General features: G+C 73.0%; 13 protein-coding genes and 2 tRNA genes. 6 read left to right on the top strand and 9 right to left on the bottom strand.

Annotation, left to right across the window (positions count from 1 at the left end):
- Positions 1-28: 28 nt before the first annotated feature.
- Entirely contained in the window at positions 29-1,711 is a 1,683-nt protein-coding gene (ettA, locus tag ABD979_RS15510) for an energy-dependent translational throttle protein EttA (RefSeq protein ID WP_345508401.1), read from the bottom strand.
- 121 nt (positions 1,712-1,832) lie between these two features.
- On the opposite strand from ettA, the gene ABD979_RS15505 reads away from it, so the two are divergent.
- Positions 1,833-2,303 carry a hypothetical protein gene (locus tag ABD979_RS15505; protein WP_345508400.1) on the top strand — a complete coding sequence of 157 codons (471 nt, stop codon included), beginning with the start codon at positions 1,833-1,835 and terminating at the stop codon, positions 2,301-2,303.
- Positions 2,304-2,359: 56 nt separating this feature from the next.
- On the opposite strand, the gene ABD979_RS15500 is transcribed toward ABD979_RS15505, so the two are convergent.
- The 5 genes from ABD979_RS15500 to ABD979_RS15480 all read right to left on the bottom strand — a co-directional run bounded on the left by ABD979_RS15500 (position 2,360) and on the right by ABD979_RS15480 (position 7,980).
- On the bottom strand, positions 2,360-2,971 hold the full coding sequence (locus tag ABD979_RS15500; RefSeq protein WP_345508399.1) for a single-stranded DNA-binding protein: 612 nt from the start codon (positions 2,969-2,971) through the stop codon (positions 2,360-2,362).
- A 175-nt stretch (positions 2,972-3,146) separates the two neighbouring features.
- Positions 3,147-4,847: a GTPase gene (locus ABD979_RS15495; RefSeq protein WP_345508398.1), complete on the bottom strand. Its 1,701-nt coding sequence runs from the start codon at positions 4,845-4,847 to the stop codon at positions 3,147-3,149.
- Positions 4,844-6,553 carry an ABC transporter gene (locus ABD979_RS15490; RefSeq protein ID WP_345508397.1) on the bottom strand — a complete coding sequence of 570 codons (1,710 nt, stop codon included), beginning with the start codon at positions 6,551-6,553 and terminating at the stop codon, positions 4,844-4,846. The genes ABD979_RS15495 and ABD979_RS15490 overlap by 4 nt, the downstream gene beginning before the upstream one ends.
- A gap of 83 nt (positions 6,554-6,636) precedes the next feature.
- Positions 6,637-6,709: transfer RNA gene (locus ABD979_RS15485), tRNA-Arg, on the bottom strand.
- An 80-nt stretch (positions 6,710-6,789) separates the two neighbouring features.
- The gene (locus tag ABD979_RS15480; protein WP_345508396.1) at positions 6,790-7,980 is read right to left on the bottom strand and encodes a PrsW family intramembrane metalloprotease; all 1,191 of its coding nucleotides are present in this window, start codon (positions 7,978-7,980) and stop codon (positions 6,790-6,792) included.
- Positions 7,981-8,032: 52 nt separating this feature from the next.
- Between ABD979_RS15480 and orn the strand changes: the two genes are divergently transcribed.
- From orn to ABD979_RS15465, 3 genes are all read left to right on the top strand, one after another.
- Entirely contained in the window at positions 8,033-8,656 is a 624-nt protein-coding gene (gene orn, locus ABD979_RS15475; RefSeq protein WP_345508395.1) for an oligoribonuclease, read from the top strand.
- A gap of 146 nt (positions 8,657-8,802) precedes the next feature.
- Positions 8,803-8,878: transfer RNA gene (locus ABD979_RS15470), tRNA-His, on the top strand.
- Between the two features lie 90 nt (positions 8,879-8,968).
- Positions 8,969-10,132, top strand: coding sequence for a glutamate--cysteine ligase (locus ABD979_RS15465; protein WP_345508394.1), 1,164 nt, complete (start codon positions 8,969-8,971; stop codon positions 10,130-10,132).
- Positions 10,133-10,380: 248 nt separating this feature from the next.
- On the opposite strand, the gene ABD979_RS15460 is transcribed toward ABD979_RS15465, so the two are convergent.
- The 3 genes from ABD979_RS15460 to ABD979_RS15450 are packed head-to-tail and all read right to left on the bottom strand — an operon-like array spanning position 10,381 to position 13,261.
- Positions 10,381-11,004 carry a GerMN domain-containing protein gene (locus ABD979_RS15460; RefSeq protein WP_345508393.1) on the bottom strand — a complete coding sequence of 208 codons (624 nt, stop codon included), beginning with the start codon at positions 11,002-11,004 and terminating at the stop codon, positions 10,381-10,383.
- Entirely contained in the window at positions 11,001-12,524 is a 1,524-nt protein-coding gene (locus ABD979_RS15455) for a sensor histidine kinase (RefSeq protein ID WP_345508392.1), read from the bottom strand. The genes ABD979_RS15460 and ABD979_RS15455 overlap by 4 nt, the downstream gene beginning before the upstream one ends.
- A 29-nt stretch (positions 12,525-12,553) precedes the next feature.
- The gene (locus ABD979_RS15450; RefSeq protein WP_345508391.1) at positions 12,554-13,261 is read right to left on the bottom strand and encodes a winged helix-turn-helix domain-containing protein; all 708 of its coding nucleotides are present in this window, start codon (positions 13,259-13,261) and stop codon (positions 12,554-12,556) included.
- A 160-nt stretch (positions 13,262-13,421) separates the two neighbouring features.
- On the opposite strand from ABD979_RS15450, the gene ABD979_RS15445 reads away from it, so the two are divergent.
- A complete protein-coding gene (locus ABD979_RS15445; RefSeq protein ID WP_345508390.1) occupies positions 13,422-13,745 on the top strand; it encodes an STAS domain-containing protein in 324 nt (107 codons plus the stop codon).
- Complete coding sequence (locus tag ABD979_RS15440; RefSeq protein WP_345508389.1) at positions 13,742-14,269, top strand: hypothetical protein; 528 nt, start codon at positions 13,742-13,744, stop codon at positions 14,267-14,269. Before ABD979_RS15445 ends, ABD979_RS15440 begins: the two co-directional genes overlap by 4 nt.
- Positions 14,270-14,378 lie beyond the last annotated feature (109 nt).

Below are 14,378 nucleotides of genomic sequence, written 5' to 3'. Positions count from 1 at the left end.
GGCTCGCGCCGGCGTCGTCGACGGGCGCTCAGTCGCGCGTCAGCTTGCGGTACGTGACGCGGTGCGGGCGAGCGGCATCCGGGCCGAGGCGCTCGACCTTGTTGGCCTCGTAGGACTCGAAGTTGCCCTCGAACCAGTACCAGCGCGACGGGTTCTCCTCGGTGCCCTCGTAGGCGAGGATGTGCGTCGCGATCCGGTCGAGGAACCACCGGTCGTGGGTGATGACCACGGCGCAGCCCGGGAAGTCGAGCAGGGCGTTCTCGAGCGAGCCCAGCGTCTCGACGTCGAGGTCGTTGGTCGGCTCGTCGAGGAGCAGCAGGTTGCCGCCCTGCTTGAGGGTCAGCGCGAGATTGAGGCGGTTGCGCTCACCACCGGAGAGGACCCCGGAGAGCTTCTGCTGGTCCGGGCCCTTGAAGCCGAACTGGCTGACGTAGGCACGCGAGGGGATCTCGACGTTGCCGACCTTCATGTAGTCGAGGCCGTCCGAGACGATCTCCCAGAGGTTCTTCGTCGGGTCGAGACCCTCGCGGCCCTGGTCGACGTAGGAGATCTTGACGGTCTCGCCGATCTTGACCTCGCCCGAGTCGGGCTCCTCGAAGCCGACGATCGTCTTGAAGAGCGTCGACTTGCCGACCCCGTTCGGGCCGATGACGCCGACGATGCCGTTGCGCGGCAACGAGAACGAGAGGTTGTCGATGAGGACGCGGTCGCCGAAGCCCTTCTTGAGGTTCTTGACCTCGATGACCGTCGAGCCGAGGCGCGGGCCCGGCGGGATCTGCAGCTCCTCGAAGTCGAGCTTGCGGGTGCGCTCGGCCTCGGCCGCCATCTCCTCGTAGCGGGCCAGGCGGGCCTTGCTCTTGACCTGACGGCCCTTGGCGTTGCTGCGGACCCACTCGAGCTCGGTCTTGAGCCGCTTCGCGAGCTTCGCGTCCTTCTTGCCCTGGATCTGCAGGCGCTCGGACTTCTTCTCGAGGTAGGTCGAGTAGTTGCCCTCGTACGGGTAGAGCCTGCCGCGGTCGACCTCGGCGATCCACTTGGCGACGTTGTCGAGGAAGTAGCGGTCGTGGGTGACGGCGATGACGGCGCCGGGGTAGCTCTCGAGGTGCTGCTCGAGCCACAGCACCGACTCGGCGTCGAGGTGGTTGGTGGGCTCGTCGAGCAGCAGCAGGTCGGGCTTCTGCAGGAGCAGCTTGCACAGGGCGACGCGGCGACGCTCGCCACCGGAGAGGGTGGTGACGGGCGAGTCCGCCGGCGGGCAGCGCAGGGCGTCCATCGCCTGCTCGAGCTGGCTGTCGAGGTCCCACGCGTCCGCGTGGTCGATGTCCTCCTGCAGCTTGCCCATCTCCGCGAGCAGGGCGTCGTAGTCGGCATCGGGGTCGGCCATCTCGGCCGAGATCTCGTTGTAGCGGTCGAGCTTGGCCTTGATCTCGCCGGCGCCCTCCTCGACGTTGCCGAGGACGGTCTTCTCCTCGTTGAGGGGCGGCTCCTGCAGCAGGATGCCGACCGTCGCGTCGGGCGCGAGGCGGGCCTCGCCGTTGGACGGCTGGTCGAGTCCCGCCATGATCTTGAGGATCGTCGACTTGCCGGCGCCGTTCGGGCCGACCATGCCGATCTTCGCACCGGGGTAGAACGACATCGAGACGTCATCGAGGATGACCTTCTCGTTGTGCGCCTTGCGCGCGCGGGTCATGGTGTAGATGTACTCGGCCATGCCCTGAGGCTATCGGCCACAGGGCATGGCGCCGAATCCATGTCCGTGGAGACGTGATCAGCCCTAGGCTCCGGCCTATCCGCCGGCGCCTGCGGGCGGGCACCCGTTGTGAAGGGGCATCATGAAGAGAATCGCAGCACGCTCCTCGGCACTCATCGGCACGACCGTCGCCTTGCTGTTCGTCGGCAACTCGATGGCTCACGCCCAGACCGGCACCTGGTCGCTCAGCACGACGGGGGCATCGTCCTCCGGCAGCTGGTCGACCTCTGCACAGACCTACTCGTTCAGCGCCTCGGTGAAGGACACCAAGGCCGACGGTTCGTGCGCCTACATCACGTTCCGACCCAAGGTCCACTACGGCTACACGGGCACCTGGTTCGGTGTCGGCCTCTCCGGCTACGAGCTGCGCAAGGAAGTGTGCGGCAATGGCACGACCCTCTACACCTCGCCGTCCATCAACGTCCTCGACAAGATGTCGGCGCTCGACAAGACGGCCGGTGACAAGATCAAGATGAACATCAGGGTCTGCCGCAACGTCAACAACGCCGGCGACAACTGCAGCGAGATGGACACGCCCCCGATCGACTTCTGACCGGGCCCGACCCGGCTGCCACCAGCCGTCGGTCCTGGGAATCCCAGGACCGACGGTCAGGCGGACGCCCGGTCGACGACCTCGTAGGGGTCGGTGAGCGGGTCGCCCGGCTCGGGCACCTCGTCGGCCGTCTCCTCGGGGTCGCTCGTGTCGTCCGGCCCGGAGGCTCCGCCGGGCTCGTAGTCCGCAGAGGCGACGCCGTCCTCGTCGACACCCACCGGGCGCGACGCGGACCCGCCATCCGCGATGGCCCGGAGCGAGGCCTGCACCTCGGGGTCGGCCGTGCGGTCCTGGCCCAGCGCCGCCGCCCGGCTCACCCGCTCGAAGGCCGAGCGCCCCCACGACAGGTCGTGGCCGACGTGCTTGGCCTCGATCTCCGAGGACTGGCGCGGACCTCCGTCGGCGCCGACGAACTCCTTGTTTGCGACGGTGCCGGACACGACGACCGGTTGGCCCTTGCGGAGCGACGCGGCGACGTTGCCGGCCAGGGCGTCGAAGGCGATGACGCTGTAGAAGCTCGTGTCGCCGTCGACGAACCGCCCGTCGGCCGTGCGCTTGTAGGGCGTCGTCGCGACCCGGAAGGTCGTGAAGTTGCTGCCGTTGCGGTCACGCCGCACCGTCGGGTCGGTCACGACGTTGCCGTGCACGGTGATGCCGATCTCGTTCATCGAGCGCTCCTGGTGGTCACCGGCGGCCTCGTGCCGCCTGCTCCCACTCTCCCGGCGCCGCACCCGCCGCGGCAGGCCCTGCCCCGCGGCTGTGGACAACGGCCCACCCCCTCGGAGGGGGTGTGGACGACGCCCCTGCGGCCGTCCCGGACGTCGTGCTCGCGCGCGAGCGCGGTCAGCGCGCGGCGGCGGCCAGGTGCTCGCGCGTCACGCGGTGCCGTGCCAGCACCGCGTCGACGGGGGCGAGGACGTGGGCGTCGGTGACCCCCGCCACCGACTCGTCCAGGCGCTGCGCGATGAGCGTCCGGCGCCGGCGCGCCCCCACGCGCGCCCACGCCCTCGACAGCACGCCGAGCAGGATGCCGAGGCCGACTCCCCCGACGAGCAGCACGAGCGGCAGCGGCACGATGCCGAGCGTCGGGGTCTCCGGGCGCGCGAAGGCCAGCAGGCCACCGACCCAGAGCACGGCATACCAGAGCAGCCCGACGACGGCGAGCACGCCGAGGAGCCACTGGAGGACGTTGACGACGAACCACCAGGCGGGGCGGCGCGCGCGCAGCGAGGTGCCGGCGACGGCTCGGTCGAGGGCGTCGCCGAGCGAGCCGTCACCCTCGTCGACGGCGTCCTCGACGGCGTGCGACCAGCGCACCGGCAGGCCGGTCGACGCGTCGCGGACGAAGGTGCGCGTGGCGAGCTCGACGGCCGACACCGTGGAGGCCGTCGGCGTGGGGATGGACGAGCGGCCGAGCACCGCGCGCACCTCGGAGGCGTCGATGTCGACGGGGATCGACGGTCGCCCACCGGTGCGGTCGAGGCGAAGCCGGCGCAGCGGGTCGGCGGCGAAGCCCGTGGTCCACCGGCCGAAGAGCCAACCCGTGTGGGCGAACGCCTCCCGGCGGTGGTCGCGCTCGACGGCGTCGAGGACGATCGGCACGCCCGCAGCGCGGCCGAGGGCGGCGTCGAGGTCGGTGCGCGCCAGGGCCCGCACGTCGGGCTCGGTCTCGGACACCCCCGACCGCAGCCGCTCGGCGGCACCGACGACGTCGGACTTCAGGCGCTGACGCGAAGCAGCATGTCCTGCAACGGCATTCGCCAGTCGCTGCTGGAGGTCGGGCACACCGTCACCGGTCACCGTCGACGTCGTCAGCACGGCCGCTCCTGCGACCCCGTCGGCGACGAGCAGCTTCGTCAGGTCGGTGCGCACCGACGCCAGGGCCTCGCGGCCGAGGCGGTCGGACTGGTTGAGCACCGCGAGCGTCATCGCGTCGTGGCGCGACATGAGGCTGACGAACTCGTCGTGGAGGCGCGCGTCGGCATACTTCTGCGGATCGGTCACCCACACGAAGACGTCGACGAGCTCGAGCACCCGTTCGGCCTCGTGCCGGTGCTCGACGACCCGCGAGTCGAAGTCGGGCAGGTCGAGCAGCACGAGCCCGCCGAGCGAGCCGGCCACCTGGCCCCGGCGCTGCCGCCCGTCCGCCCCGCCGGGGCGGCTCTCGTCGACGACGTGCCGGGTCGTCACGCCGAGCCAGTCGAGCAGCTCCGACGCGTCGGCGTCGCCCCAGACGGCGGCGCTGGGAAGGGACGTCGTGGGCCGGCGGGCGCCGATCGTCGCGACGTCGGCGCCGACGAGCGCGTTGAAGAGCGAGGACTTGCCACTGCCGGTGGCGCCGGCGAGCGCCACGACCGTGTGGTCACCGGCGATGCCGCTGCGCTCTGCCGCCTTGGTGACGACGCGCCGCGCGTTGTCCGCCGCCGCGGGGTCGAGCTCCCCCGCGCCGGAGCCCAGCGCGGCCTCGAGCTCGGCCGTGCGCGTGGCGAGCTCGGCGGCCGAGACGGTGCGCACCGTGGCGCTGCCCATGCGGATCGGGCTCATCGGGCGGCCTGCACGGCCTCGGCGGCGCGGACGAGCCGCTCGGTCTGCTCGGGGTCGGCCTGCACCGTCGTGACTGCTCCTTCGTAGCGGGCGAGCTCGGCGGCGTAGAGCTCGTCGACCCGGGTCATCAGCTGCTCGCGGGCCTTCTTCGCGAGCTCGCGCACCGCCTGGTCGCCGAAGACGGCCTCGAGCAGCTTCTGCCCGACGACCGCGGTGCCGCCGGCGATGCCCACCTCGGCACCGAGCAGCCCACCGGTGCTCGAGAACGCGACGAGCATGAGCACGACGCCGAGCCCGTTGACGCCGTAGGCCATGATCCGCGCGGTCGTGCGCCGGTCGCGGCCCTCGTCGCGCACCATCTGGAGGATGTCGCCCTGCCAGTCGCGCACGAGTCGCTGGATCCGCGTGTCGATGCGCGGGCCCGCGACGGCGAGCGCGGGCTGCGCGGCGAGCAGCTGGTCGCCGCCGGGCAGCAGCCGCCACGCGCGGGCGATCTGGCCGGCCGCGAGCTCGGCGCGGTTGACGACGAGCGCCTCGACCCCCGTCTGCAGCGCCTCGCCGAGGTATTCGGCGCGTGCCGGCTCCCCCTTGAGGAGCGCCGTGAAGCGGTCCCGCACGCGCGAGACCGTCGACTCCACCTGGCGGAAGAACTCGCCGGTGCCGACGAACTCCTGCCACCGCGCGAGCACCTCGCCGCGCAGCAGCGTGCCGTCGACCATCCCGTCGCGCACGTGCTCGGCCGCCTCGTCGTATGCCGTCGCCGCGGCGCCGACGAGCGCGCGGGCCGCGGCGTTCTGGGCCTCGGTCGCCGCGGCCACGGCGCGCGTGCGCGCGTCGAGGGAGGCGAGCGCGCCCTCGAGCGTCTGGCGCACGACGACGGCGCGCGCCTGCGCGTCACCGGCGAGGGCGCCGAGCCAGGCCCGCAGCCGCTCGGACTGCTCGGCGGGCAGCAGGCCGTCGACGAGCTGCGACTCGAGCACGGTGAAGATCGGCGACTGGTCGAGCCCCTGCTCGCGGAGCATCCCCGCGAGGTGCGTGCGGATGTCGTCGGCGGCCTCGGCCGGCACGCGGTCGAGCACGACCGCGACGGCGGTGCCGCGCTCGGACGCCCCGCGCAGCAGCTCCCACGGCACGGCGTCGGCGTAGCGCGCGGCGGTGGTGACGAAGATCCAGAGGTCGGCGGCGGCGAGCAGCTGCGTGGCGAGGTCGCGGTTGGCGGCGACGACGCTGTCGACGTCCGGGGCGTCGATGAGGGCGAGGCCGGGCGCGACGGCGTCGGTGGAGACGAGCCGCACCGCGCCGGGGCCGTCGGAGGCCGAGTGTCGTCCGGTGATCCGGGCCAGGCCCGGCAGGATATGCGGCCCCGAGAACCAGGCGGCGTCGGACGGGTGGTGGATGAGCACCGGCGAGCGCGTCGTCGGCCGGAGGACGCCGGGCAGCGACACCTCGCGCCCGACGACGGAGTTGACGAGGGTCGACTTGCCGGCGCCCGTCGACCCGCCGACGACGGCGAGCAGCGGGGCGTCGAGGGCGGTGAGGCGCGGGAGCACGTAGTCGTCGAGCTGGTGGAGCAGGGCGGAGCGCTCGAGGCGAGCGGCCTCGGCCCCGGCGAGCTCCAGCGGGAGGGTGGCGTCGGCGACGGCGGAGCGCAGCCCCTGGACCGTCGAGAGGAGCCGGTCGGTGCCGGCGCCGGAGATGTCTGCCACAGCCGCGATTCTTCCGTGTCGGGCGAACCGCGCCAAACCGACGAGCCCGGCACCGGCAGACCGGTTCCGACTCGTGACCTGGGCGCCCCCGGCAGGACTCGAACCTGCGACCAAGAGATTAGAAGGCTCTTGCTCTATCCGCTGAGCTACAGGGGCCGGCCGGCCCGGGTCGTCGCCTTGCCGGTGGCCGAGCCCATGATAGGCACCCGCCGACCCGGCCCCGCGTCCGAGCCGGCTCAGGTGACGGGCGAGCCGATGAAGTCGCGGCGGTGGGCCGTGATGGCCTCGAGCAGCACGAGCTCGCGGGCGGCCGCGCCCTCCTCCGCCGTGCCGCGCACGATCCGCGAGCGCAGCAGCGCGAGGTCGCTCGCGCTGTCCTGGAAGGCGTCCATCGACCGGCGCGCCGCGCGGCCGCCCGTGCGTCGTGCCCACGACCGCGCCGCCCGCCGCAGGCGCAGGTGGGAGAGCATCGTCACCTCGGCGTGCGTGAGCCAGCCGGCGTCGGCATACGGCGACAGGTGACGGCCGATGAGGCGACCCTCGCGACGACGCAGCCACAGCAGGAAGCCGAGGAAGGCGAGGAAGAGCGGCACCTGGTAGGTGAGGTAGGCCTCGAAGAAGCCGTCCATGCCGGCGAGCGCCGAGAGGTTCCACAGCCCGTGCAGGAGCATGGCGCAGACCCAGCCGACGACGACGGCGAGCACCCGCGTGGCCGGGCGGCGGGCCGTCACGGCGATGCCGATCCCGATGCCGGTGAGCGAGGTGAAGAGCGGGTGGCCGAAGGGGCCCATCAGCCCGCGCACGAGGAAGGTCGCCGTCAGGCCCTCGCTGCCGTACTCGTTGTAGGCCTGGCCGAGGTAGAGGATGTTCTCGCTGAAGGCGAAGCCGGCGCCGATGAGGCCGGCGTAGACGATGCCGTCGATGACGCCGTCGAACTCGCGGCGCCGCAGCAGGAAGATGAGCAGGATGCCGAGGCCCTTGAGGGTCTCCTCGGTGACCGGTGCGAGGTAGACGGCGCCCGTCGCGAGCGGGTCGTTCCAGGCCGCCTCGACGAGCAGCTTGAGCCCGAACGTGTTGAGGAAGAAGGCGCCGACGACCGCGACGAGCGCGCCCCAGAGGAACGCGAACACCCGGTAGCGAACCGGCTCCGCCTCGTAGCGGTCGAGCCAGAGGAAGGTCGGCACGATGACGAAGACCGGCACGATCGCCATGAGCGCGGCCACGACGATGGTCTGGGTCGTCAGGCGCTGGCCGAGGATGTCGAGCAGGACGAGCAGGCAGACGAGGAAGCCGCTGGCGACGATCCCGGCCGTGATCACCGTGCGCAGGAGGGGGCGGCGCGTCGGGTTGGCAGCCGGGCTCCACTGCGGTGCCGGGCTGCCCGGCGCACCGGCCGGCTGCATGGTCGTCGGGTCCCCTGAGCTCATGGACGCAGGCTAGTGCAGCGGCCCTGCCGACCCCAGCCTCTATGGTGGAGCGGTGAGCGACACGAACCACCGAGCCATCGCCGACCGGATCATCTGGATCGACTGCGAGATGACGGGCCTCTCCCTGACGTCCGACGCCCTCGTGGAGGTGGCCGCGCTCGTCACCGACTTCGAGCTCAACCAGCTCGGGGAGGGGATCGACGTCGTCATCCGGCCGCCGGACGAGGCCCTCGAGCAGATGGACGACTTCGTCCGCGACATGCACACGAGCTCGGGCCTCATCACCGAGCTCGACGGCGGCGTCACGCTCAAGGAGGCCGAGCACATCGTGCTCGACTACGTGCGCACCTTCGTCCCCGAGCCGCGCAAGGCGCCCCTCGGCGGCAACACCGTCGCGACCGACCGCGGCTTCCTCTCGCGGGACATGCCGGTGCTCGAGTCCTACCTGCACTACCGGATCATCGACGTCAGCTCGATCAAGGAGCTGTCGCGGCGCTGGTACCCCCGCGTCTACTTCAACGCCCCGAAGAAGTCCGGCGGGCACCGCGCCCTCGCCGACATCCGCGAGTCGATCGCCGAGCTGCGCTACTACCGCGAGGCCGTCTTCGTGCCCCAGCCCGGCCCCGACAGCGCCACGGCCAAGGCGCTCGCGAGCCCGCACGTCATCGAGCACTGACCCCCCGGCACACGGCCGCGACCGCCCTCGCGGCCGAGGCCGTATGCCGTCCGGCGGGGTGGTCACGAGCACCTCACCGGAGCCTGTAGCATTGTCGACGCCGTGACACGGCGCCGAGCCCTTGGGCCCGGCTCGTGTTGTGCATGGTGGGTGTAGCTCAGCTGGTAGAGCACCTGGTTGTGGTCCAGGTGGCCGCGGGTTCAAGTCCCGTCACTCACCCCACGGTCCTGCTCGTCAGGACGGACACATGGCCCGGTGCCCCACAGGGCGCCGGGCCATGATGCATATCCGACGCGGCTCCGGAGGCCCCCGATGCACGACGCACCGCTCGACACCCGGTTCTCCCCCTCGGCGGGCCAGACGCTCGGCGTGGAGTGGGAGGTCGGGCTCATCGACCCGGTCACCTTCGACCTCACCTCGCGCGCCGACGAACTGCTCGCCCTCGCGAACGCGCCCGAGGACCACGGGCACGCGCGCCCGACGAAGTCGCGGTCGACCGTGACGCAGGAGCTGCTGCGCAACACGGTCGAGATCGTGACCGGCATCTGCGTCAACGCGGAGGAGGCCGCCGCCGACCTCGGCGACGGCCTCGCCCGGGTGCAGGCCGCCGCCGACGAGCTCGGGGTGCTCCTCTACGGCGGCGGGGCGCACCCCTTCGCACGCTGGGAGGACCAGCAGGTCACCGAGGGCCCCCGCTACGCCACGCTCATCGACCGCACCCAGTGGTGGGGCCGGCAGATGGTGATCTTCGGCGTCCACGTGCACGTCGGGGTCACCTCGGCCGCGAAGGTCTGGCCGCTCGTCAACGCCCTGCTCACCTACCACCCGCACCTCACCGCGCTCTCGGCGTCCTCCCCCTACGGCTCCGGCGCCGACACCGGCTACGCGAGCAACCGCACCATGCTCTTCCAGCAGCTGCCGACGGCCGGCCTGCCGTTCCAGTTCGAGACCTGGCCGCAGTACCGCGAGTACCTCCACGACGTGCACACGACCGGCGTCATCAGCGACGCGAGCGAGCTGCGGTGGGACATCCGCCCGTCGCTGCGGCTCGGCACCATCGAGGTGCGTGCCTGCGACGGCTTCTCCCGCCCGCAGGACGTCACCGCCGTCGCCGCCTTCATCCACTGCCTCGTCACGCACCTCGAGCGGCAGCTGGCCGAGGGCGTGCTCGCCCGCCCGCTGCCGCCGTGGCACGTGCAGGAGAACAAGTGGCGCGCGGCCCGCTACGGCCTCGACGCCATCATCATCCGCGACGCCGACAACACCGAGCTGCACGTCGTCGACGACATCCACGACCTGCTCGAGCAGCTGCAGCCCACCGCCCGGCGGCTGGGCTGCACGGCCGAGCTCGCCGGCATCGAGGACATCCTGCGCGACGGCGCGGGCTACCAGCGCATGCGGGCCGCGGTCGCCGCCGACGGCACCGGCGACCTACGAGCAGCCGTGCGCGCCATGCTCATCCGCACCGACGGCTGAGCCGCCGCCGGCGCGAAGGCCGAGACCACCCGCCCGCAGGCCCGCCCCCCGAACCGCGCCGTGGCGCACTTCCAGCCGCCAACGAGCCCGTACCCCGGCCCGAACCGCGCCGTGGCGCACTTCCAGCCGCCAACCAGCCCGTATGCCGGCCCGAACCGCGCCGTGGCGCACTTCCAGCCGCCAACCAGCCCGTATGCCGGCCCGAACCGCGCCGTGGCGCAGTTGCAGCCGTCTTCTCCCCCCGGCAGCTACGGGGACGTGGGAGCGGTGCTGCCGTTCGGTGGCCCGACGAGGGAGTCGTAGTCGTCGCCGTCGACGGGCGACGAGGTCAGCGCGCCGTCCGGCAGGGGGACCTCCGCGGGGCGCCCCTGCCTGACGAACTGCACGTCGTCGATGCCGTCGAGGGAGGTCAGGGTCAGCACGACCTGGCCGACGGCGAGCGGCAGCCGGCTGGCGTTGAGCTCGCGCTCTCCGGGGTCGAGCTCGACGACCGCGGTCCTCCCGGCCACGCGCTCGAGCCGCAGCACGAACCCTGACCCCAGCGCCGTGGCGAGCCCCGCGGCGCGCTGCTGGGAGTCGGGGCCCTGCGCGAGGCGGTCGAGCAGGGCCGCCACGACCGGCCCGAGGCCGGCACGCGACAGCGGGGCCGCCACGGGCGTGAGCAGCTCGTCCGTCGTCAGCAGGTAGACCCGGGGGGTCGTCGTGACCGTGCCCCGCACCGACGTCGACGGCCCGGACGGCGCAGGGTCGACGAGCCGGTAGGGCACGTCGGTCGGGTCGACCAGCTGCGCCGGGGTCGACTGCGGCAGACCGCAACCGGCCACCACCAGCACGCCGAGGGCCGCGAGCAGGGCGAGCGCCCGCGGCCTCATGCCCGCACCTCCGCGTCGCCGGCGGGTCGCAGCGGCAGCCGCACGACGAAGCGTCCTCCCCCACCGGGGGCCTCGGTGCACCAGACCGCGCCACCGTGCGCGCGCATGGTCTCGGCGACGAGGCTGAGGCCGAGACCCGTGCCGGGCCGCGATCCCCGGGACCCGGCGCGGGCGAAGCGTTCGAAGATCCGCTCGCGGTCGGCGGGGGCCACCCCGTCACCGGCGTCGTCGACGAGGACGACGGCCTGGTCGCCGCTCCGACGCACGGTCACGGCCGTCAGACCGCCACCGTGCGTCTCGGCGTTGCCGAAGAGGTTGAGCAGCGCGCGGTGGAGCTGGCCCCGGTCGACGAGCACCGGCAGCTCGGGAGCGGTGCCGGTGCCGGCCGCCGACGAGCCGTCGTCGAGCACCTCTACCGGGCGCCTGCTGTCGCGCAGGGCGTGCCGGACGAGCTCGGCGAGGTCGGTCGCCGTGAGCTCCCGGGTCACGACGCCGGCGTCGAGGCGGCCGAGCTCGAGCAGGTCCTCCAGCGAGCGGTGGAGGCGGTCGAGCTCCACGGCGACGAGGTCGAGCGCCTGCTGCGACCGGGGACTCAGCTCCTCGCGCCGTCGCGAGAGCACGTCGACGCTGGCCTTGAGCGTCGTCAGCGGTGAGCGCAGCTCGTGCGAGAGGTCGGCCGCGAAACGGGCGTCGCGCTCGATGCGCTCCTGGAGGGTCTCGACCATGCTGTTGAACGAGCCGACGATGACCGCCAGGTCGGGGTCGTCGGTGCCCGGCAGCCGGGTGCCGAGCTCTCCGACGGCGATCCGGGCGGCGGCGCCCGCGATCGAGTCGAGCGGCGCGACGAGGCGCCGCGACGCGGCACGCCCCACGAGGGCCCCGCTCAGGGTCGTGACGACGGCGAAGCTCGCCAGGACGTTGGTCAGGGTCGACAGGGTGGCAGCGAGCTCCGTCGTCGAGGTGACCTCGAAGAACCGGGCCCGCACCGCCGGCAGGGGCACCCCGACGACGATGCCGGGGCCGCTCGACGTGCGCGTCCACGCGAGCGTGACCGTCCCGGCCGTGGCCGCGTCGGCGACGTCCGCGGGCACGCTCGTCGAGCCCTCACGAAGTGACGAGGAGAACCAGCGGCCGTTCCGGTTAAGCACGACGTCGGAGCCCGACGGCGGCGAGATCGACCCGATGACGTCGCTCGTGCGCGCGCCGCTCGTCAGCAGGCCGTCACGGATGACGGACGCGTCGACGAAGGCCTGGCGCAGGGCGACCCGCTCGCGCTGGTCGACGAGGTAGTGCCGAGCCGCGACGTAGGTGCCGACCGAGAGCAGCACCGAGAGGGCGAGCGCGCCCGCGGCGAACGAGACCGTCACCGTGGCCCGCAGCCCCAGCCCGGGCAGGCGCCAGCCCGCGCGTCGCAGCCTGTCGGCGAAGACCCGCCCCAGCCCGGCGCGGGGCCGCGCGGCGCTCCCCCGGTCGCCCGCCACCGCGTCGCCCGCCACCGCGTCACCCGCGTCGTCCGTCACCGTGTCATCCGCCCACCAGCCCAGGCGCTTCAGCGCGGGTCGAGCCGGTAGCCGAGACCCCGCACGGTCACGAGCAGCTCGGGACGGGCAGCATCCGGCTCGATCTTGGTGCGGAGGCGGCGCACGTGCACGTCGACGATGCGCTCGTCACCGAAGTAGCCCCGGTCCCAGACGGTCTCGAGCAGCTGGCGGCGGCTCAGCACGCGCCCCGCGGCCGACACGAGCTCGCCGAGCAGGCGGAACTCGGTCACCGTGAGGTGGACGTCCACGTCACCGCGCCGGAGCACACCGGCATCCCGGTCGAGCACGAGCGGGCCGCCATGGCGATCGACGACGACGGCCCCGGCGCTGCCGGCGGGTTCGCTCGGCGCCACGGGCGGGCGGCGGCGCAGCGCCCGCAGCCGCGCACTGACCTCCTTGACCTCGAAGGGCTTGGTCACGTAGTCGTCCGCCCCCGCCTCGAGGGCCGCCACGATGTCGTGGGTGTCGGCCCGCGCGCTGAGCACGATGATCGGCGCCGAGCTCGTCGGGCGCACCGACCGGATGAACGAGAAGCCGTCCATCCCGCCGAGCATGAGGTCGACGAGCATGAGGTCGGGCGCCTCGTCGCGCACCGCCTGGAGCGCGCCCTCGGCGTCCGAGCGGTCGACCACGTCGTAGCCCTCGTCCTCCATCGACATCCGGAGCGCGGTCCGGATGCCGTCGTCGTCCTCGAGCACGAGCAGGCGGGGTGGCATGCCCTCATGCTGCCAGTCGGGCCGGTCGCGGCCGGTCCGGGCGTGGTCGGCCGCCGGGAGTTGTCACACAACTGCAAAGAACCCGACCGACCAGCGAGACACCCACCTGCCAGCGTGGGGAGCACGACGAGACCGGGCACGAGACCCTCGGGGAGGACGGATGACGGTGGAGATGACCCTGGCGCCCGCTGGGCACGCGGTGGAGGTGCGCCTCGACGACGAGACCCTGCTCCGCGACCTCCGGGAGCTGCGTGGCCAGGTGGCCCGACTGCTCATGAGCGGCCACGGCACGGTGTGTGTCGACCTTTCGGGCGTGGCCCGGCTCTCCTCGGCCACGGTGGCCGTGCTCCTCTGGGTCAAGCGCGGCTGCCTGCGACACGGCATCGAGGTCCGGGTCACCAACCCGAGCTCGCGCAACCTCGACGTGCTCCGCCGGTGCGGGATGCTCGAGGTGCGGGGACCTGCGACGGGAGGCCGGCGGTGAGCACCGTCGCCGCCCGACCGCGCGGGCTCGCCCGGCGCCACCTCGTCACCGGCGCCGACGCGGTCGCCTGGGAGGTGACGATGCTGCAGCAGGCCGGGGCGCAGGCCTACGCCGAACGCGTGGACGGCCGACTCGTCGTGACCGTCGGTGACGGCACCGCGGACCTCGACGCCGGGACGCGGGGGCCCTGCCACACCGACGTGGTGTGCCAGGACGACGGAGAGGTCGTCGTGCGCTCGTGGGCGGCACCCCCGGCCCTGCTCGTCACGTCGGACGACGTGCACCTCGTGCCCGAGACCCCCGGTGCGCCCGGTTCGGCCCGGATCGCCTGTGGCGAGCGCCTGCTCGTGCTCTCGGGCGAGGCCTACGAGACGCTGCCCGCCTCGCTCGTGACGCTCCTGCGCTCGCTGCCGTCACGCCTGCTCCACACCGACCCGGCGGTCGTGCTCGAGACCCTCTTCGCGGAGATCCCCGTCGGCAGCGGCGCCCTCCTCGAGCGCCGCGCCCCGTCACGCAGGCGCTAGATGTACTCGGTCATGACGTTGGTGACAGACGGCTGACGGATGGGAGTCCCTTCAGGGCGGTGTGGCGTCGTCGCGTGTTGTACGCCTGCAGCCAGGGGGCAAGGGCTGC

The sequence above is a fragment of the Terrabacter aeriphilus genome (genome assembly GCF_039542985.1).
In the GTDB taxonomy this organism is placed as follows: domain Bacteria; phylum Actinomycetota; class Actinomycetes; order Actinomycetales; family Dermatophilaceae; genus Terrabacter; species Terrabacter aeriphilus.
The sequence above is the reverse complement of the archived record's forward strand: the minus strand, read 5'-3'. Positions and strand labels throughout refer to the sequence as shown.

Bases quoted from the DNA above. Each gene is read 5' to 3' on its own strand.
- ettA (WP_345508401.1), bottom strand. From the start codon at position 1,711: ATGGCCGAGTACATCTACACCATGACCCGCGCGCGCAAGGCGCACAAC.
- ABD979_RS15505 (WP_345508400.1), top strand. From the start codon at position 1,833: ATGAAGAGAATCGCAGCACGCTCCTCGGCACTCATCGGCACGACCGTC.
- ABD979_RS15500 (WP_345508399.1), bottom strand. From the start codon at position 2,971: ATGAACGAGATCGGCATCACCGTGCACGGCAACGTCGTGACCGACCCG.
- ABD979_RS15495 (WP_345508398.1), bottom strand. From the start codon at position 4,847: ATGAGCCCGATCCGCATGGGCAGCGCCACGGTGCGCACCGTCTCGGCC.
- ABD979_RS15480 (WP_345508396.1), bottom strand. From the start codon at position 7,980: ATGAGCTCAGGGGACCCGACGACCATGCAGCCGGCCGGTGCGCCGGGC.
- ABD979_RS15465 (WP_345508394.1), top strand. From the start codon at position 8,969: ATGCACGACGCACCGCTCGACACCCGGTTCTCCCCCTCGGCGGGCCAG.
- ABD979_RS15460 (WP_345508393.1), bottom strand. From the start codon at position 11,004: ATGAGGCCGCGGGCGCTCGCCCTGCTCGCGGCCCTCGGCGTGCTGGTG.
- ABD979_RS15450 (WP_345508391.1), bottom strand. From the start codon at position 13,261: ATGCCACCCCGCCTGCTCGTGCTCGAGGACGACGACGGCATCCGGACC.
- ABD979_RS15445 (WP_345508390.1), top strand. From the start codon at position 13,422: ATGACGGTGGAGATGACCCTGGCGCCCGCTGGGCACGCGGTGGAGGTG.